This window comes from Nocardia nova NBRC 15556, assembly GCF_001613005.1.
Taxonomy (GTDB): Bacteria; Actinomycetota; Actinomycetes; order Mycobacteriales; family Mycobacteriaceae; genus Nocardia; species Nocardia nova.
Genome location: NZ_BDBN01000072.1, coordinates 1 through 17,805, shown reverse-complemented (window position 1 = coordinate 17,805; position 17,805 = coordinate 1). Strand labels below are relative to the sequence as shown.

Here is a 17,805-nt window from a genome sequence, read left to right as displayed (position 1 = left end):
CCGCGGTCGTCCGATCTGTCCGGATGCCGGGACCGGGTGTGCACCTGCGATTTGCTCGACTGTCCAGTTGGCACCCGGCCGGTGAATGGGACTGCCCGAAACATGGGTGCGGGTAGCGGGTTTCGGCTGTACCGGGCCTGATGCGAACCGGATGACCTGTGGCGCGACGAAAGTTCCGGGTGCGCGCGGAGTGACGTTGGTGGACGGGGCGAGTGGGCTCGCCGTCGCCGCCGCCGGTAGGCACGATCCGATCGACGAGCACGAGGATGCCGCTGCCACAACGGATGTGGTGCGCGCCGTGCTGAATTGCCCGGCGCTGGGTGCGGAACCGGACGACGACGTCACCGAAATCATCGTGTCCGGCCCCCGCGGCTATCACCTGCTGAATATGGTCGACGGCGATTTCGACGGCCGGCTGTTCGTCCACGTCCTCTTCGACGAGGAGACCGGGAATCTGGCGATGTCCCGATACCAGCTGCGCGCGATCCTGTCCGAACTCGCCGAAGGCAGTCATGGGCGCTGACCTGGCCGTGGAATGACACGGCTGGAGCAGGAGAGAAGTACCGGGGTGTTGCACGCGGGGGACGGTTCGTTCCGGGAATATTATGTCCAATTTGGATCTGGCGCTGAAGGAAATGATGGCGATCGACTGCGCGCTCGGCGCATCGGTCGTCGATTACAACAGCGGCATGTCGCTGGGAATGCTCGGCAGTTCGAAGGCTCTGGACCTGCAGGTCGCCGGTGCCGGTAATACGGAGGTGGTGCGCGCGAAACTGCGTACCATCGAACAGTTGGGCCTCAACGAGGAGATCGAGGACATTCTGATCTCCCTGTCCACGCAGTACCACATCATTCGCCCGATGACCGGCCGCACTTCCAAGGGCCTGTTCCTCTATTTGGCCTTGGATCGTGGCCGGGCGAACCTCGCTCCGGCGCGGCATCGCCTGCGCGGCATCGAAGAGGAACTCGAGGTGTAGCCGAAGCGCGGCGGAGTACGGCGCGCTGTGACGCAGTCGGCGGTGGTCACCCCGATTTTGCCCGCTCATACCGCTCGCCTACACTAGACCGGTTGCTCGGGCACCCTCGTGCCCATATGCGTGCGCGCTGCTCCGGGTGACAGCATTCCAATCCGGTCGGCAACGGTGTCGGCCGGACCAGCCGAAATTGTCGTAGGCCCACGACCGCCCCGCGTGACGGTGCTGTATGGGAACCGCGGCGAGAAAGGTAACGGTCAACACATGACCATGACTGATCCGATCGCAGACTTTCTGACCCGTCTGCGCAACGCCAACTCGGCGTACCACGATCAGGTGAAGGCCCCGCACTCGAAGCTCAAGGCGAACATCGCCGAGATCCTCAAGCGCGAGGGCTACATCGCCGACTACCGCACCGAGGATGCGCCCGTCGGCCAGACCCTGATCGTCGACCTGAAGTACGGCCAGAGCCGGGAGCGCAGCCTGCAGGGTGTGCGCCGCGTCTCGAAGCCGGGTCTGCGGGTGTACGCGAAATCCACCAACCTGCCCAAGGTGCTGGGCGGTCTGGGCGTGGCAATTATCTCCACGTCGAAGGGCCTGCTCACCGACCGTCAGGCCAAGCAGCAGGGTGTGGGCGGGGAAGTCCTCGCCTACGTCTGGTAAGGGAGGTAGGAACAATGTCGCGTATCGGTAAGAAGCCGATCTCGGTTCCCGCCGGCGTCGAGGTGACCATCGACGGCCAGCAGGTGTCGGTGAAGGGTCCGAAGGGCACCCTCTCGCACACCGTCGCCGAGCCGATCACCGTCACCAAGGCCGAGAACGGTGAGCTGGAGGTGGGCCGTCCGGACGACGAGCGCCGCAACCGCTCGCTGCACGGCCTGAGCCGCACCCTGATCAACAACATGATCGTCGGCGTGACCCAGGGCTACGAGAAGAAGATGGAAATCTTCGGCGTCGGTTACCGCGTGCAGCAGAAGGGTTCGAACCTCGAGTTCGCCCTCGGCTACAGCCACCCGGTTCCGATCGAGGCCCCCGAGGGCATCACCTTCCAGGTCGAGGCCCCCACCAAGTTCTCGGTGTCCGGCATCGACAAGCAGAAGGTCGGCCAGATCGCCGCAGTGATCCACGGCCTGCGCAAGCCCGACCCGTACAAGGGCAAGGGCATCCGCTACGCCGGTGAGGTCGTTCGCCGCAAGGTCGGAAAGACGGGTAAGTAAGCCATGGCACAAACTGAAGCTCAGAAAGCCGCCCGCCAGCCGGTCGGCAAGGATGCGTCGACTCGTCGCCGGGTGTCGAAGACCCGTCGGCACTTCCGTCTGCGCAAGAAGGTCCTCGGCACCGCCGAGCGTCCGCGTCTGGTCGTGTTCCGCTCCTCGCGGCACCTGCACGCCCAGGTGATCGACGACTCCGTCGGCAAGACCGTCGCCTCCGCGTCCTCGATCGAGGCCGATGTGCGCGCGCTCGACGGTGACAAGTCCGCGAAGGGCAAGAAGGTCGGCGAGCTGCTGGCCGCCCGCGCGAAGGCTGCCGGTGTGGAGGCCGTGGTGTTCGACCGCGGTGGCCACGACTACCACGGCCGCATCGCCGCTCTGGCGGATGCTGCTCGCGAAGGTGGGTTGAAATTCTGATGCAGATTCAGCTCATGGACCGAATGAACATGAACGGAAGGAACGTCTGATGCCGGGACGTCAGCGGCGTGACGGCGGCAGCGGACCCGCCGGACAGGGTGGCAGTGGCAACGAGCGCGATCAGCGCGGCGGCGGTCGTGACCGTCGCGGCGGCGGTGACCGTCGCGACAATGCGGCCGAGAAGAACCAGCTCGAGCGCGTCGTCGCGATCAACCGCGTCTCCAAGGTCGTGAAGGGTGGTCGTCGCTTCAGCTTCACCGCCCTGGTGATCGTGGGCGACGGCAACGGCCTGGTCGGTGTCGGATACGGCAAGGCCAAGGAAGTCCCCGCGGCCATCCAGAAGGGTGTCGAGGAGGCTCGTAAGGGCTTCTTCCGCGTCCCGATGATCGGCAGCACCATCACGCATCCGGTGCAGGGTGAGGCTGCCGCCGGTGTCGTCATGCTGCGTCCGGCCTCGCCCGGTACCGGTGTGATCGCCGGTGGTGCGGCGCGTGCCGTGCTGGAGTGCGCCGGTATCCACGACATCCTGGCCAAGTCGCTCGGTAGCGACAACGCCATCAACGTCGTGCACGCGACCGTCGCTGCCCTGAAGATGCTGCAGCGTCCGGAGGAGGTGGCCGCTCGCCGCGGTCTGCCGATCGAGGACGTTGCCCCGGCGGGCATGCTGCGTGCGCGTGCCGGACAGGGAGTCTGACATGGCACAGCTCAAGGTGACCCAGATCAAGTCCACGATCGGCGCCAAGAAGAATCAGCGGGAGTCGCTTCGCACCCTCGGCCTGCGCGGTATCCGCCAGACCGTGGTCCGCGAGGACAACGCCCAGAACCGCGGGCTGATCAACGTCGTGCGCCACCTCGTTTCCGTTGAGGAGGAAACCGCATGACCCCCATCAAGCTCCACCACCTGCGGCCCGCCCCGGGCGCCAAGACCGAGAAGATCCGTGTGGGTCGCGGTGAAGGCTCCAAGGGTAAGACCGCCGGTCGCGGTACCAAGGGTACGAAGGCTCGCAAGAACGTGCCGGCCCGTTTCGAGGGCGGCCAGATGCCGATCCACATGCGCCTGCCGAAGCTGAAGGGGTTCACCAACCCGTTCCGCGTCGAGTACCAGGTCGTGAACGTCGGCGATATCGCGCGGCTGTTCCCGCAGGGCGGCACCATCGGCAAGGACGAGCTCGTCGCTGCCGGTGCCGTGCGCAAGAACCAGTTGGTGAAGGTGCTCGGCGAGGGTGAAATCGGTGTGGCCGTTCAGGTCAGCGCCGACAAGTTCTCCGGCTCCGCCAAGGAGAAGATCACCGCCGCCGGTGGTACCGCCACCGAACTGGGCTGACAGTTACTGGTAATACAGTCGGGGCGCCGGACGGGTGAGAGCCCGTCCGGCGCCGCTGTTAGAGTTCAAGTGTTGTCTGCCAACCAGTCTGCCCCGTTGTCGTGGCACAGGACCGGCCCTGCCCTGTAGGGCACCGGTATGTGCCGAGGTGACGGAAGTGGGCGTGACCCCCGTGTCGTCAGCCAGGAGGATCTGTGCTTTCCGCCTTCGTGTCGGCCTTCCGGACCCCGGACTTGCGGCGGAAGATTCTCTTCACGCTGGGCCTGATCGCGCTGTACCGCGTCGGCGCCTCGCTACCGTCGCCCGGAGTCGACTACAAGGCGATCCGCCATTGCATCGACGTCGTCTCCGGCGGTGACAACGCCGGCATCTACCAGCTGATCAATCTGTTCTCCGGTGGTGCGCTGCTGCAGCTGTCGGTGTTCGCGATCGGGATCATGCCCTACATCACCGCGAGCATCATCATCCAGCTGCTGACGGTGGTCATTCCGCGGTTCGAGGAACTGCGAAAAGAAGGCCAGTCCGGCCAGAACAAGATGACGCAATACACGCGTTATCTGTCGATCGCTTTGGCGATTCTGCAGGCCACCGGTCTGGTGGCGCTCGCCTCGCGCGGCCAGCTGCTGCGCGGCTGCCCGGACGAGATCCTGGCCGACACCAGCATCTTCGGCTTGATCATCATCGTGCTGGTGATGACCGCCGGCGCGGCGCTGGTGATGTGGTTCGGCGAGCAGATCACCGAGCGCGGTATCGGCAACGGTATGTCGCTGCTGATCTTCGCCGGTATCGCCGCCCGCATCCCGAGCGAGGGCAAGCAGATCCTCGACAGCAAGGGCGGTCTGATCTTCGGGCTGGTGTGTGTCGCCGCCTTCGTGGTGATCGTCGGCGTGATCTTCGTCGAACAGGGCCAGCGCCGAATACCGGTGCAGTACGCCAAGCGCGTGGTCGGCCGAAAGATGTACGGCGGGTCGTCGACCTATCTACCGCTGAAGGTCAACCAGGCCGGCGTGATCCCGGTGATCTTCGCGTCCTCACTGTTGTATCTGCCGAATCTGGTCGCCCAGCTGACCCAGTCCTCCAACTCCGACAGCTGGTGGCAGAAGATCATCCAGAAGTATCTGGTGAACCCGGGTAACCCGGTGTACGTCCTGATCTACTTCGCGTTGATCGTGTTCTTCACCTACTTCTACGTCGCGATCACCTTCAACCCGGAGGAACGCGCGGACGAGATGAAGAAGTTCGGTGGCTTCATTCCCGGTTACCGTCCGGGTAAGCCGACCGCCGACTATCTGAACTATGTACTGAGCCGAATCACCCTCCCCGGTTCGATCTACCTCGGTGCTGTTGCCGTACTGCCCAACCTGCTGTTGCACATCGGTGCCGGCGGTGGCGGTTCGAACTTCCTGCCGTTCGGAGGCACGTCGGTGCTGATCGTCGTGAGCGTCGGCCTCGATACGGTCAAACAGATCGAGAGCCAACTGATGAACAGAAATTACGAAGGGTTCCTCAAGTGAGACTCGTACTGCTCGGACCGCCGGGTGCCGGTAAAGGGACACAGGCCGAACTGCTGTCGGACAAGCTGGGTGTTCCGCACATCTCCACGGGGAATTTGTTCCGTGCGAACATCTCCCAGCAGACCCCGCTGGGTCGCGAGGCGCAGAAGTACCTCGACGCCGGCAACCTGGTGCCCAGCGATGTGACCAACCGCATGGTGGAGTCCCGCATCGCCGAGCCCGACGCCGTCAACGGATTCGTGCTCGACGGCTACCCGCGCACCGTCGACCAGGCCGAGGCCCTGGAGAAGATGCTCAAGGAGTCCGGTCACGCGCTGGACGCCGTGATCAGCTTCGAGGTGGCCACCGATGTGGTGGTCGAGCGGATGCTCGGCCGGGGCCGCGCCGACGACACCGAGGAAGTCATCCGCAACCGGATGCAGGTGTACCGCGACGAGACCGAACCGCTGCTGCAGCACTACGACGGCCTGGTCGTCTCGATCGACGGCGTGGGTGAGGTCGACGAGGTCAACGCCCGCGTGCTCCACGTTCTGGGTCGCTGAGGCGAATGGTTTTCGGCCTCAAGCAGAAGAAGGTGGTGCCGTTCCGCACCGCCGGTGAGCTCGATGCCATGGCCGCGGCCGGCGCGATCGTCGGCCGTGCGCTGGTTGCCGTGCGTACGGCCGCCAAGCCCGGGGTGTCGACCTGGGAATTGGACGAGGTCGCCGAGCAGACCATTCGCGAGGCGGGCGCCGTCCCGTCCTTCAAGGGCTATCACGGCTTCCCGGGATCGATCTGCTCGTCGGTGAACGACCGTGTGGTGCACGGGATTCCGTCGAAGGACGAGGTGCTCGCCGAGGGCGATCTGGTCTCCATCGACTGCGGCGCGATTCTCGAGGGCTGGCACGGCGATTCGGCGTGGACGTTCGGCATCGGTGAGGTCATCGAGGCCGATCGGCTGCTCAGCGAGGCCACCCGGCTGTCGATGGACGCCGGTATCGCGGCCATGCTGCCGGGCAATCGCCTGACCGACGTCTCGCACGCGATCGAGCTGGGGACGCGCGCCGCGGAGAAGGAGCACGGCCGCGCCTACGGCATCGTGGACGGGTACGGCGGACACGGCATCGGCCGCCAGATGCATATGGATCCGTTCCTCGCCAACGAGGGCGCACCCGGACGTGGCCCGAAACTCGTGGTCGGTTCGGTGCTGGCGATCGAGCCGATGTTGACTCTCGGCACCACGGAAACGACTGTGCTGGACGATGATTGGACCGTCGTCACCACCGACGGCAGTCGCGCCGCGCACTGGGAGCACACGGTAGCGGTCACCGAGGACGGTCCGCGGATCCTGACCGTTCGACCCGAATAATACGTTTCGCGACGCACCCGTGGCCTCGTCGGCGCGGGTGCGTCGTGCTGTCTGGGGTGTTACGCCGTGCGTCCCGTCATGGTGGTGAGCGGAACCACGCCGGTCCAGCCGCACGGGCGGTCGCAACTGGCGACGACGGTGGGCGCCCCGGCGAAATCGGCGGAAGCCCGTGCGGGATAACCGCATTCGGGACATTTGCCGAAGTAGTCGAGAACCTCGTGCATTCCGGGGTTCATGGCGATACTGCGTTCGGTCACGGGCCCTCCTCACAGTCGGCGCACGGCGTCGAGACCGCACGTGGTGATGAATATCTGCTGGTCGAGAACCTAACTCTCGGGCCGGTCCGATCGTTCCGTTCCGGGTGGCGCATTGGACATCTCACAAGCGGTGCGGCGAGGCGCTGCGGGTGTGCCACAGCTACCCGGCGCCGCCGTCGCCCGCCCCGGCCCGGGTGCACGGCGGTAGCCGACACTGAATTTCCTTGGGCGCCACCGGATATTCAATCTGGTGTGCTGTTGTTGCTACTGCGCGCGTCGACGGTGGAGGTGGCAGTGGTCAACGAACGGCTCCATGCCGACATGATGACGGTGCTCGAGGGGCTCGACGAGCAATTGCGCGGCATCGCCGAGATCCAGTTGCGACGCTCCCGGCTGACGGCCACGGCGAACACCTGTGAGCAGCGAATCCAGGTGACCGTCAATGCCGACGGACTGCTCATCGACACGAAGTTCGCCGACGATATCGCGGATCTGACCTACGACGAGATCGCCGCGGGGATGACCGCGGCGGTGCAGCAGGCCGCGGCGGAGGTGCTGCGACTCGGCGCCGAACTCATGCAGCCGCTGCGCGAGCGGAAGCTGCAATTGCCGAAATTGTCGGAATTCGTCGAGGGCGCACCGGATCTCGGGCAGATGATGCCGACCGCGCCACCGGCGCCGACCCGGATCGAGGATTATCGCGACGTCCCGCCCGCGCATCCGGTGGACGGCAGCGCGCACCGCTCGATGGTGTCCGACGAGGACTGATCCCCCGTGAGCCTGTACCTGCCCCCGCCCGTACGTCCGATCGCCTGGGTTGCCGGCGCCAGCTGGCCCGACGGTGACGAAGACAAGATGTGGGCGGTTTCGCGGGCCTGGGAGCAGGCGTCCAAGGATCTCGCGGCGCAGGTTCCCGGTATCGAGAGCGCGAAAACGGCAGCGATGGCGGCATTTCCGGCCGGGGATGCCGCCGATCAGATCGGCAAGTTGTTCGATGCCTTTCTGCAAGGTGACCAGTCGCTCGCGACGCTGGCCGAATCGTTCAAGACCATCAGCGATTCGACCTTCGACGTCGGTACCGAACTGCAGTCGGCGAAGATCAACATCATCGTCTCGCTGTGCATTCTGCTGGTCGAGATCGCTTGGGCGTGGCTGTTCCCGCCGACCGCGCCGGCGGTGGAGGCCGCCGCGATCGGCACCACCCGATCGATCGTGAAATTCATCGCCGACGCACTGCAGAATGCGCTCGAACGTGCCTGGGCGAAACTGGGATTCGCCACCCGCGGCGAACTCAACGGCGCCTCGCGGTACTGGTTCAAGCACATCCTCTCCGCCGATACCTGGAAGGGGATGAAGGGACAGACCTGGAAGTACAAGGCCAAGACGATTCTGCCCACGGCCAAAGGCATGGGCGTGTATACGCTGAAATTCGGTGAGGGCGCGCTCTGGGCTCCGGTGACCAACGCGATCGTGCAGGGCGCACAGATCGCGGACGGTAAGCGGCACGGATTCAACTGGAAGGAATTCGGCGCGTCCTGGGCGGCCTCGGCGTTGAGCACCATTCCCAGCCGCGAACTCGGCCGGTACATGGGCTTCGGGATCGGCAATCTCGACAAGAAGTTCGGCGGTGCGATCACCAATATGCCGTTCCGGTCGGGAATGTTCCTGCAAGGCGCGACGATCGGTGCCACGGCCGGTGTCTTCGGCAACATATTCGGCAATATCGGCGCGGGTGCGGTGACCGGTGATATCGCGGGCGCGTTCGCGGGACCGGAAGGCTGGGTAGGTAGTGCGGCCCGCGGCGGAATGGTCGGCGGTATGCGCGGTCTGGGAACGAAGACGACCACCAATACCGAGGGCGACCCGAGATTCAACCTCTGGATGAATGCGAAGGCGCCCTGGGCCCCGCCGAAGACGCCACCCACGAACAATCCGCTGACGCCGCGACCGGTGCCGGGACAGAATGAGGCGGCGTCTACGACGAATACCTCGACGACGAACGGCGGAAACCACCAGCAAGGTGGTGGTTTCCGGGATCCGTCCGATCCGAATTACATGACGCCGTCGCGTCCTGCGCCGCAGCCACCAGTGAACGGCGGACAGGGGGGCGGTGGTTTCCGGGATCCCTCGGATCCGAATTACATGGTGCCGTCGCGCCCGGCCCCTGCACCGCCGACGCACGCAGCGGGGGCGGGCGGACAATCAGGAACGGGCGGAACGCATTCGGGCCCAGCGGGTTTCGGTGGACCGCATCAGTCGACGTCCATAGCGGGTGGTGGTTTTCGGGATCCGTCGGATCCGAATTACATGACGCCGTCGCGTCCTGCGCCGCAGCCGCCGGTGAGTGGTGGGCAGGGTGGTGGTGGTTTCCGTGATCCGTCGGATCCGAACTATATGGTGCCGTCGCGTCCGGCCCCTGCGCCGCCGGTGAACGGCGGGCAGGGCGGTGGTGGTTTCCGGGATCCGTCGGATCCGAATTACATGACGCCGTCGCGTCCTGCGCCGCAGCCGCCGGTGAGTGGTGGGCAGGGGGGCGGTGGTTTCCGTTCGCCCTCGGATCCGAACTACATGGTGCCGTCGCGTCCGGCCCCCGCCCCGCCGGTAAGCGGTGGTGACGGATCGGTGCCGCATCCGATCGGCAATTCCGCGGGCGCGGCCCCCGGCTCTCGCCCGGCGCCTGCTATCAACGCTGCGCCGGTGGGGAATTCGAGCAATCCGCCGAATTTCTCCCGGCCGTTCACGCAGCCGGGTGCGTCGGGGGGCGGGCCGGTGAGCTCGTCGTCGGCGCCGGTTCACGCTGCGCCGGTGGGGAATTCGACGGGCAATCCGAGTGGCCCGCCGAACTTTTCCAGACCGTTCACCCAGCAAGGCCCTCCGACTGCCCCGGTGTCGAATCCCTCCACCGGAGGGCAGGGCGGTGGTTTCCGGGATCCGTCGGATCCGAACTATATGACTCCGTCGCGTCGGGCGCCGCAGCCGCCGGTGAATGGTGGGCAGGGCGGCAGTTTCCGCGACCCGTCGGATCCGAATTACATGACGCCGTCGCGTCCGGCGCCGGCTCCGCCCCCGCCCGCTGACCCGGATGAGCCGAAGGATCCGGGGAGGCCGTTGGGGCCGGGCAAGGATTATCGCGCGAAGTCGCGGCCGAAGAAGGTGCCGGACATCGGTCCGATGCCGGCGCACTACGACGCCCCGGACGCACCGGGCGAGCAAGCGTGGCTGGACGCGGCCGAGCCTCCGCCCGCGCCGCGCGCGGCGGCCTCGGACGATCCGGGCGCGAGCGACCCGGGTGGGGGCGACCCGAATGTCGACAAGCCGTTCCAGATGTAGGCACACAGGTAGGGACTGACAATGGCGGAGAAGATCGAGGTGGATGTCGACGCGCTGACAAGAGCCGCCGACCTGCCCGAGGAAGTCTCACACAAGGTTCGGGGCGTGATCGATACCCTGCACAGCACGCTGGCCGGAATCGAGAACGACTCCGCCAACCAGCCGTGGGGAAACGACAAGTCCGGCAAGAAGTTCGCCGACGGCGACAAGGGATACAAGGCGACGCGGACCAATATGGTCGACGGCGGCTACAGCATGGCCGATGCCCTGTTTCAATTCGCCGAGGGTGAGCGGTCGGCCGCCGACCAGTTCAGAGCCGCCGAACAAGGTTCGACCCAAGGCCTCGGAGGCTGATCATGACGTTGCCGAATGCGGATACCACCGAATGGACCCAAATTCTGGGTGCGGCGAATTCCGGTGTGCTGCAGTTCGATACGAAGGACATCAAGGCCGCCACCGATGCCGCGGCGCAGCTGATCGCCAATCTGGAAGCCCTGGCGCAATCGGTCCACGACACCCGCGCGCACGAGGTCGGCGCCTTCAGTATTCTGCAGTCCAGCCGCGATCTGGCCGGTGTCTACAGCAATCACGGTGCGGCACTGTACAACTCGCTGATGACCCATGCGAATGTGGTCCGCGATCAGTTCGACACCTTCGTCGCCGCGGGGAAGACCTTCGCGGCGCACGAGCACAGTTCGACGTTCAATTTCGACACGCTGGCCAAACCCAAGGACGTCACCAGCAATGTGACGCCGCCGAAACTCTCCTCGAACGGTGGGAGTCTGGTCGCCGACCTCAATCAGGATCTCGTCGACGACAGCTGGTCGATGCCGAGTTTCCCGGAGGCGATCCAGGGTTACGGCGGTAAGACCGATTCGGTCACCATCAATATCGAGAACCCGGACAGTCTGGACTGGGACCAGATGATTCAGCTGGGGCAGACGATTCACGCCCAGCCGCCGATGGATCTGTCCGGATTCTGGGATTCGATGTCGAAGCTGCTCTCCAGCAATATGGCCACCTACGCGGACCAGATCGCGAAGTTGCAGGCCAGCTGGACCGGTACGTCGTCGGCCGCGGCGGTGACCGCCGTGCGCAATTACAAGGACAGTACGCAGGATCTGATCGACGCCATCAAGGTGACCGGTGCCAGTCTGCGGTACACCAGCGACTGGCTCGAGGCCACGCGCAAGTCGATGCCCACTCCCGGACAGCCGGAGAAGACGGGCTGCAAACATCACCACACCGACGAATACCGCGCGAATTACAAGAAGTACTACGCGGAACCGATGAAATCGACGATCTCGACGATTCCGACGATCGCCATCCCGGGCCAGGCGAGCGGTGGTAGCACGTCGGGTAGTGGATCCGGGTCGGGCAGCGGCTCGGGCTCGGGTTCGGGCAGCGGGTCGGGGAGTGGTTCGGGTTCGGGCTACAGCAGTGGTTCGGGCTATGGGAGCGGTTCTGGATACGGCAGCGGTTCGGGCTACGGCAGCGGTTCCGGATACGGGAGCGGCTCGGGTTACGGCAGCGGATCCGGGTACGGCAGCGGCTCGGGATATGACAGCGGTTCGGGTAACGGCTCCGGCAGCGGCTCGGGTTACGGCAGTGGGTCGGGTTATGGCAGCGGATCCGGCTCCGGCAGTGGGTCGGGTAGTGGCGCCACATCGCAGCAGCTGCAGGAGGCCTACCAGCAGGGCTACCAGGTCGGCTACGAAGAGGGTTCGCACAGTTCGGGTTCCGGCAGTGGCTCCGGCTACGGAGGCGGTTACGGCAGTGGTTCGGGCTACGACAGTGGTTCCGGTTACGGCGGCGGATCCGGTTACGGCAGTGGCGACGGCTACGGGAGTGGCCAGGGCTCCGGCAGCGGCCAAGGCTATGGCAGCGGCCAGGGCTACGGCAGCGGTTCCGACTACGGCTCGGGCTACGGCGGTGGCACGGGCGGCGGTTACGGAGGTGGTACGGGCGGCGGTTACGGCGGCGGATCCGGGGCGAGCTCGGGTTCGAGTCGCACCGGCAAGAGTTCGCCGATGCCGAGCAACTACGACAGCATGCCGGGCAGCGGCGAGTCCAACCAGCAACTACCGAATCTGAGCGACCTGCTCAATTCCGCCGGACTCGGCGACACCGGCGGATCCTCCGGCGGCAGTTCCGGTCCCAGCAGCACGCCGTACTCCGGTCCGACCGGCAGTGGCACCGGCTCGTCGACCGGCACCGGATCCACCTCGGGGACGGGTTCGTCGTCGATTCCGTCGAGTCTCGGTAAGACCCAGCAGTCCGGGGCGGGCGCGGCCAAGAACGGTCAGCAGCAGCTGCCGTCACTCGACGATCTCCTGTCCGGCCTTGCGGGAGAACAGAATACGGAGGCCGGAACCGGCACCACCGGCGACAGCGCCGGTCGGACGGTGCCGTCCTTCGGTAATTCGGCGACGACGGGAAGTGCGAATCCGCTGGAGTCGCTGCTGTCCGGCGGGACGGGCAACTCGAATCCGCTCGCGTCGCTGCTCGGAGGGAGCGCAGGTGGCACCAATCCGCTCGAATCGCTGCTCTCGGGCGGCGAACAGGCACTGAACCAGCTCGGGCAGACGGCCCACGACAGCCTGTCCGGCTTGGGGCAACTGCTCTCCGGCATTCCTGGGTTCGATCAGTTGCTGGCGAGCAATCCGGATCTGCGTCATCTTCTGTCCGGTATCCCCGGTCTGGACCAGTTGGTCTCGGGATCGACCGGGGTGGATCAACTGCTCTCCGGCAATCCGGATCTGAGCCACCTGCTTTCCGGGATTCCCGGCCTGGATCAACTGTTGTCCGGTACGGGCGATACCGATCCGCTGCACTCGCTGGCGGAACGGCTGCGGGACCTCAGCCACACCCCGGGTATGGAGGGGCTGTCGGATATCGCGGCACAACTGGATCCCGGCGGCGACAGCGCCGGCGGGGGAGGCGCCGATGCCGGTGGCGGCGCCGATGCCGGTGGCGGAGCCGGTGACGGTGGTGGAGTCGGTGGCGGTGTCGGGCCCGACGATGCGACACCGCCCCAGCAACTCGATCAACCGCGGCAACCGGATAAATTCCCGCGCGCATCGCTACCGGCGGACGTCTCCACCTATGGTGCCGGACACCACGATTCGTACGATCAGCAGGCCGGTCAGCCCGGACAACCCGGCCAGCCCGGTATGGCGGGTACCCCGGCGTCGAGCGCGGGCAACTCCGGACCGCAGGGTCAGCACCGGCGGCCGAAATACCTGACGTCCACGGACTGGCTCGACGACGCGATGGGCGACACCCCGTTCCGGGTCAAGCCGGTGATCGAACCATGAACGAGGAAATGTGAACAGGTGGACCCTGACGGACCTGGAATTCAAGGTGTTGTGCGATACCCGATTCTTCGGTCTGGTGCCGTCGATGTTCAGCATCACCAGCCGCATCCCGTATCTGGACGACTACGAGCGCGAATGGCGCCGCATCCGAGCGGAGTTGGAGAACCGCGGTGACAGCGCTTTCGAGGCGATCGTGGACACCATGGTGCTGCCGGAGGTGCTGGTCGGCGGCGAGGCGTGGGAGGATTCGGATTTCGACAATCCGAACAAGCGGGTGCGCTTCTATGCCGGGCGGCTCGGCTCCCGTGGGTTCGTCGTGGTGCAGTTGCCGGGCGAAACCCTCAGACACGCCGAAGGTTTCACCATCACCGCCTGCGATCCGCGGGCGCTCGGTGAGACGGTCGTCGGACTGCTGCCGGCGGCCGGACCGGGTCGGCGCGGACCGATCGAGATCGAGATCGGCGAGAGCACCGGCCGGTCCTCCGGTGGCGGTTCGATGGTCGCCGACGACGATGACGACTACCGCGGGCTCACCAGTGCGGCCTTCTTCGACATTCCCGCGACTCACACCGGCACCGTTCGATTGACCCAGGGCAGATCGAAATTCGGTCCCCGCGGCCGCATCTCGGTGGCCCGGCTGTGGCGCGATCTGCCCGACGACGGTCGCTATGTGATTCCCCTGGAGGAACCGGCGCCGGTGGCCGTCGGGATGGGCTCGGCGGGACTGGCCGACTGGATCGACACCGAGGCCGAGCACATCGTGCAGCGGATGAACGACTATCAGGAGGTGGACGAGTGAGCGCGCCGCTCACGCCTCGAGCAGGAGCGTGACCGGCCCGTCGTTCACCAGCGACACCTGCATGTGCGCGCCGAAGCGGCCGGTCGCGACGGTGGCGCCGAGATCGCGCAGTGCTGCGGCGAATTCGTCGACCAGGGGTTCGGCGACCGCTCCGGGTGCCGCGGCCGACCAGGAGGGCCGCCGGCCCTTCGCGGTATCGGCGTAGAGGGTGAACTGGCTGACCACCAGGATCGGCGCGCCCAGGTCGGCGGCCGAGCGTTCGTCCTCCAGAATGCGCAGGCGAAACAACTTGTCCGCCAGCGTCTTCGCGAGCGCGGCGGTATCGGTGCCGGTGACGCCCACCAGGGCGAGCAGGCCGTGCGGCACTCCCATCGCGGGCGGGTCGATCTCGCCCACCACCTCGTCGTCGACCGTGACCCGGGCCGAGCTGACGCGCTGTACCAGGATTCGCATGCCCCCCATCATCGGTTACCGGCCGCCGCGGTGGGTTTCGCGGTGGCTTTCGGGACCGGCCACCCGGAGTTCACGTCGGCGCCACTGATGATTCTCCCGGGACTGCCATCGTCGAAGACCAGCGTCGACGGGCGCCGGCCGGCAGTGCGATGGAGGGACGGACGATGGCGGACGAGATCGAGGTCGAGGTGGCGAAACTCCGCACGGCCGCCGGGAAGACGCAGGACGTGCGTGACCACATCGAACAGGTGCTGACGAAACTGCAGGGTAAGACCACCGGCTACGGAAACTGCTGGGGGGACGACAGTCTGGGCAAGCAGTTCGCCGGTACCGGCAGCGGCGACGGCTACCTCGCCGCACACGACAACATGGTCACCGGCGCGCGTAACTTCTCCACCGCCTTCGAGAAGTTCTCCGACGGCCAGAACGACAGTGCCACCTATCTGGAGACCATGGAGCACGGCAACACCTACGGCTTCAAGTGATCGAACAGCCGCGGATCGAGCGCCCATGACGAACGAGCATATGAAGGCCGAGCTGGCGGGAATCATCGGCGAGGCCAAACAGCAACTGCGCGTGATCGCCGAAATCCAGCGTGACCGTGCGGAATTGACCGGCACCGCGTCGGTGCGCAAGAACCGGGTGACGGTCAGCGTGAATGCCGACGGCACCGTCATCGAGACCAAGTTCGGCGCCGGAATCGAGGATCTCAGTTATTCCGAGATCGCTCGGGCGGTGACCGAGGCCGCCCAGCAGGCGTCGAAGAATCTGGCGCAGCGGCATCGGGAACTGATGGCGCCGCTGCAGGAACGCCGGGCCCGGTTGCCCAAACTCACCGATCTGATCGAGGGCATGCCCGATATGCGCCTGCCGACCGCACCGGAACCCTCACTGGCGCCGCCGGATTCACCGGATCGAACCGCCGCCTATGGCGAGGACGAGCTCCGGTTCGCGGATGCGGAGACCTATCCGGTCGAACCGGAACGCCGAGTCACCGACTCCAGTTGGTGACCCGGGGTAACCGCGCATGATCGAGTTTCCCAGCTGGCTCGAGTGGCTGGGTGCGGCCATCGGGATGGAGTGGCCGCACGGCAACGAAGACGATATGTGGTCGCTGGCAGGCGACTGGCATACCGCCGCCGGCGAACTGCGCGACATCCTGAGCCTGATGGACGACGCCAAATCCGCGACACTGGCCGCGTACCCGTCCGGCGACGGCCAGCAGCAGATGATCGACACCTTCGACAGCATGCGCCACGGCAAGGATTCGCTGGAGGCGCTGGCGGGATACTTCGATCAGGTCGGGGATTCGGTCTACGGCGGCGGAACGCAGATCGAATACACCAAGCTGATGTTCTATTCGACGCTGGTGATCACCGCCGCCGATATCGCCGCGGTGTGGATCTTCCCGCCGACGGCTCCCGCGGAGGAAGCGGGCATCATCGTCGCAACCCGTGTCGCGGTGCGGATGATGATGCGCCGGGTACTCGACGCGATGGCCGGTTGGGCGGGCCGGTTGGCCGAGAACGCGTTGGTGCGCTTCATGTTCCGCCATGTGCTGCTGAATGCGGCCCTCGGGGCGATCCAGGATTTCGCGGTGCAGCAGTGGCAGGTGTGGGAGGGGCACCGCAAGAGCATCGACTGGCAGCAGCTCGAGGTCACCACCTTCGCCGCGGGTGTCGGTGGCGCGGCCGGCGGCGCCTTCGGTGAGGCGATGGGCAAGAAGTTCGGCAACGCCTTCCGCAACGAGGTCGGCGACGTCACCTCGAAGTGGGGCGTCAATCTCACCCGCGCGGGGATCGGCGCGGGATCGGGCCTGGTCAACTCGGTGGCAGCCTTCGGGGGCTCGGTCGGCTGGCAGTTCGCCTCCGATCTGGCGCACGGTGATCTGGACACCGCGCTGAAGAATCTGAAGAATACGCACGTCGATTGGCGCATGTTCAGCGCCGGAGCGATCACCGGCGGGGCGTCGGCGGTGAATCACAATATGGCGCACAGCCATTTCGAGAACTCGCCGTTCTGGAAGCTGAACGCGCCGCGGCCGGATCTGGGCAATATCGGTGATCTGCACGGCTCCACCCACGATGGCACCGTGCCGAACGCCCGTGTCGACCTGTCCGACAGCAATGGCGCTGTGCCGCACGGTGATTCCGCTACCGGCCTGAACGGCGAGCCGGGATCCTCCGGGTCCGTGCGCGGCGGGGCGGTGACCAACGGTCACGACAGCCACGCGGGTGCGCCGACTACGACGGCCGGCACCCACGAGCGCCCGGCATCCGACGCCGGTGGTACGCCGGAACAGACCGCGCCACAAGATCGTTCGGATACCTCCGAGACCACACCGTCGACTCCGCCGGCGGAGCGTCCCGGGTCGGAGGGCTCGAGTACGCCGTCCGAATCCGCGACATCCACCGGACCGGTATCCGACTCGTCGCCGACTCCTCCGGCTCGCAGCGAGGTGCCGGGCGGCGCGCACGATTCCACCACCGCGGACACCGCCGCGACACCGAGCGGTGGTACGCACGAAAACGTCACGCCGACAACGGCTCCCGCCTCCGAATCGGCGTCCCATGCCTCGGGGGCCGTACCCGCCGGCAGCGAAGCGGGCACGGCCGCCGGTCCTGCCGCATCGTCCGGACCGGCCGAGTCGGCGAGTTCCGCCGCCGCCCCGGGACCGGCGGCATCGTCCGGCCCGAGCGCTTCGTCGGGGCCGAGTACGTCGGGATCAAGCGCATCGTCGGGATCGAGCGCGTCGTCGGGCTCGAGCGCGACGGGCCCCGGAGCGTCGACCGGCTCGAGCGCGACAGCCGGTGCGTCGACGGGCTCCACGGCCGCGTCCGGAGCGTCGCCGGTCGACGCTC

The 17,805-nt window shown here is 66.3% G+C and carries 21 protein-coding genes; 19 read left to right on the top strand and 2 right to left on the bottom strand.

What is annotated here, in order from left to right; all coding sequences use genetic code 11:
- Positions 1-190: 190 nt before the first annotated feature.
- The 11 genes from NN2_RS25925 to map all read left to right on the top strand — a co-directional run bounded on the left by NN2_RS25925 (position 191) and on the right by map (position 6,788).
- Positions 191-523, top strand: a complete 333-nt coding sequence (locus NN2_RS25925) for a hypothetical protein (protein WP_231983020.1) — start codon at positions 191-193, stop codon at positions 521-523.
- 82 nt (positions 524-605) lie between these two features.
- Complete coding sequence (locus NN2_RS25920) at positions 606-977, top strand: hypothetical protein (RefSeq protein ID WP_063016694.1); 372 nt, start codon at positions 606-608, stop codon at positions 975-977.
- Positions 978-1,238: 261 nt separating this feature from the next.
- On the top strand, positions 1,239-1,637 hold the full coding sequence (gene rpsH, locus NN2_RS25915; protein WP_030513400.1) for a 30S ribosomal protein S8: 399 nt from the start codon (positions 1,239-1,241) through the stop codon (positions 1,635-1,637).
- Between the two features lie 14 nt (positions 1,638-1,651).
- Positions 1,652-2,191, top strand: a complete 540-nt coding sequence (rplF, locus tag NN2_RS25910; protein WP_030513401.1) for a 50S ribosomal protein L6 — start codon at positions 1,652-1,654, stop codon at positions 2,189-2,191.
- Positions 2,192-2,194: 3 nt separating this feature from the next.
- Positions 2,195-2,602, top strand: coding sequence for a 50S ribosomal protein L18 (gene rplR / locus NN2_RS25905; RefSeq protein WP_030513402.1), 408 nt, complete (start codon positions 2,195-2,197; stop codon positions 2,600-2,602).
- A gap of 49 nt (positions 2,603-2,651) precedes the next feature.
- Positions 2,652-3,296: a 30S ribosomal protein S5 gene (gene rpsE, locus NN2_RS25900; RefSeq protein ID WP_039776501.1), complete on the top strand. Its 645-nt coding sequence runs from the start codon at positions 2,652-2,654 to the stop codon at positions 3,294-3,296.
- A 1-nt stretch (position 3,297) separates the two neighbouring features.
- Positions 3,298-3,483 carry a 50S ribosomal protein L30 gene (gene rpmD / locus NN2_RS25895; RefSeq protein WP_030513404.1) on the top strand — a complete coding sequence of 62 codons (186 nt, stop codon included), beginning with the start codon at positions 3,298-3,300 and terminating at the stop codon, positions 3,481-3,483.
- Complete coding sequence (rplO, locus tag NN2_RS25890) at positions 3,480-3,926, top strand: 50S ribosomal protein L15 (protein ID WP_030513405.1); 447 nt, start codon at positions 3,480-3,482, stop codon at positions 3,924-3,926. The genes rpmD and rplO overlap by 4 nt, the downstream gene beginning before the upstream one ends.
- Positions 3,927-4,120: 194 nt before the next feature.
- Positions 4,121-5,440 carry a preprotein translocase subunit SecY gene (secY, locus tag NN2_RS25885; RefSeq protein ID WP_063016692.1) on the top strand — a complete coding sequence of 440 codons (1,320 nt, stop codon included), beginning with the start codon at positions 4,121-4,123 and terminating at the stop codon, positions 5,438-5,440.
- The gene (locus NN2_RS25880; RefSeq protein ID WP_062994277.1) at positions 5,437-5,982 is read left to right on the top strand and encodes an adenylate kinase; all 546 of its coding nucleotides are present in this window, start codon (positions 5,437-5,439) and stop codon (positions 5,980-5,982) included. Before secY ends, NN2_RS25880 begins: the two co-directional genes overlap by 4 nt.
- A 5-nt stretch (positions 5,983-5,987) precedes the next feature.
- Entirely contained in the window at positions 5,988-6,788 is an 801-nt protein-coding gene (map, locus tag NN2_RS25875; RefSeq protein ID WP_030513408.1) for a type I methionyl aminopeptidase, read from the top strand.
- A gap of 59 nt (positions 6,789-6,847) precedes the next feature.
- Here map and NN2_RS25870 read toward each other — a convergent pair whose 3' ends face one another.
- The gene (locus NN2_RS25870) at positions 6,848-7,045 is read right to left on the bottom strand and encodes a hypothetical protein (protein ID WP_030513409.1); all 198 of its coding nucleotides are present in this window, start codon (positions 7,043-7,045) and stop codon (positions 6,848-6,850) included.
- Between the two features lie 252 nt (positions 7,046-7,297).
- Here NN2_RS25870 and NN2_RS25865 point away from each other — a divergent pair, with 252 nt between their 5' ends.
- The 5 genes from NN2_RS25865 to NN2_RS25845 are packed head-to-tail and all read left to right on the top strand — an operon-like array spanning position 7,298 to position 14,491.
- Entirely contained in the window at positions 7,298-7,813 is a 516-nt protein-coding gene (locus NN2_RS25865) for a YbaB/EbfC family nucleoid-associated protein (protein ID WP_051755293.1), read from the top strand.
- Positions 7,814-7,819: 6 nt separating this feature from the next.
- Entirely contained in the window at positions 7,820-10,375 is a 2,556-nt protein-coding gene (locus NN2_RS25860; protein ID WP_063016690.1) for a WXG100-like domain-containing protein, read from the top strand.
- A gap of 21 nt (positions 10,376-10,396) precedes the next feature.
- Positions 10,397-10,729: a hypothetical protein gene (locus NN2_RS25855; protein WP_063016688.1), complete on the top strand. Its 333-nt coding sequence runs from the start codon at positions 10,397-10,399 to the stop codon at positions 10,727-10,729.
- A 2-nt stretch (positions 10,730-10,731) separates the two neighbouring features.
- Positions 10,732-13,692, top strand: coding sequence for a PPE domain-containing protein (locus tag NN2_RS37425; protein WP_063016686.1), 2,961 nt, complete (start codon positions 10,732-10,734; stop codon positions 13,690-13,692).
- A 10-nt stretch (positions 13,693-13,702) separates the two neighbouring features.
- Complete coding sequence (locus NN2_RS25845) at positions 13,703-14,491, top strand: ESX secretion-associated protein EspG (protein ID WP_063016684.1); 789 nt, start codon at positions 13,703-13,705, stop codon at positions 14,489-14,491.
- A gap of 9 nt (positions 14,492-14,500) precedes the next feature.
- Here NN2_RS25845 and dtd read toward each other — a convergent pair whose 3' ends face one another.
- A complete protein-coding gene (dtd, locus tag NN2_RS25840) occupies positions 14,501-14,944 on the bottom strand; it encodes a D-aminoacyl-tRNA deacylase (RefSeq protein ID WP_063016682.1) in 444 nt (147 codons plus the stop codon).
- 164 nt (positions 14,945-15,108) lie between these two features.
- On the opposite strand from dtd, the gene NN2_RS25835 reads away from it, so the two are divergent.
- From NN2_RS25835 to NN2_RS25825, 3 genes are all read left to right on the top strand, one after another.
- The gene (locus NN2_RS25835; protein WP_146098677.1) at positions 15,109-15,429 is read left to right on the top strand and encodes a WXG100 family type VII secretion target; all 321 of its coding nucleotides are present in this window, start codon (positions 15,109-15,111) and stop codon (positions 15,427-15,429) included.
- A gap of 25 nt (positions 15,430-15,454) precedes the next feature.
- Entirely contained in the window at positions 15,455-15,955 is a 501-nt protein-coding gene (locus NN2_RS25830) for a YbaB/EbfC family nucleoid-associated protein (protein WP_063016680.1), read from the top strand.
- A gap of 16 nt (positions 15,956-15,971) precedes the next feature.
- On the top strand, positions 15,972-17,805 hold a 1,834-nt coding region (locus NN2_RS25825; protein WP_176580377.1), incomplete at its 3' end, for a WXG100-like domain-containing protein.

What these genes read in the sequence shown, in the direction of transcription:
- NN2_RS25920 (WP_063016694.1), top strand. Translation starts at nt 606, where the DNA reads ATGTCCAATTTGGATCTGGCGCTGAAGGAAATGATGGCGATCGACTGC.
- rpsH (WP_030513400.1), top strand. Translation starts at nt 1,239, where the DNA reads ATGACCATGACTGATCCGATCGCAGACTTTCTGACCCGTCTGCGCAAC.
- rplF (WP_030513401.1), top strand. Translation starts at nt 1,652, where the DNA reads ATGTCGCGTATCGGTAAGAAGCCGATCTCGGTTCCCGCCGGCGTCGAG.
- rplR (WP_030513402.1), top strand. Translation starts at nt 2,195, where the DNA reads ATGGCACAAACTGAAGCTCAGAAAGCCGCCCGCCAGCCGGTCGGCAAG.
- rpsE (WP_039776501.1), top strand. Translation starts at nt 2,652, where the DNA reads ATGCCGGGACGTCAGCGGCGTGACGGCGGCAGCGGACCCGCCGGACAG.
- rpmD (WP_030513404.1), top strand. Translation starts at nt 3,298, where the DNA reads ATGGCACAGCTCAAGGTGACCCAGATCAAGTCCACGATCGGCGCCAAG.
- rplO (WP_030513405.1), top strand. Translation starts at nt 3,480, where the DNA reads ATGACCCCCATCAAGCTCCACCACCTGCGGCCCGCCCCGGGCGCCAAG.
- map (WP_030513408.1), top strand. Translation starts at nt 5,988, where the DNA reads ATGGTTTTCGGCCTCAAGCAGAAGAAGGTGGTGCCGTTCCGCACCGCC.
- NN2_RS25855 (WP_063016688.1), top strand. Translation starts at nt 10,397, where the DNA reads ATGGCGGAGAAGATCGAGGTGGATGTCGACGCGCTGACAAGAGCCGCC.
- NN2_RS37425 (WP_063016686.1), top strand. Translation starts at nt 10,732, where the DNA reads ATGACGTTGCCGAATGCGGATACCACCGAATGGACCCAAATTCTGGGT.
- dtd (WP_063016682.1), bottom strand. Translation starts at nt 14,944, where the DNA reads ATGCGAATCCTGGTACAGCGCGTCAGCTCGGCCCGGGTCACGGTCGAC.
- NN2_RS25835 (WP_146098677.1), top strand. Translation starts at nt 15,109, where the DNA reads ATGGCGGACGAGATCGAGGTCGAGGTGGCGAAACTCCGCACGGCCGCC.
- NN2_RS25830 (WP_063016680.1), top strand. Translation starts at nt 15,455, where the DNA reads ATGACGAACGAGCATATGAAGGCCGAGCTGGCGGGAATCATCGGCGAG.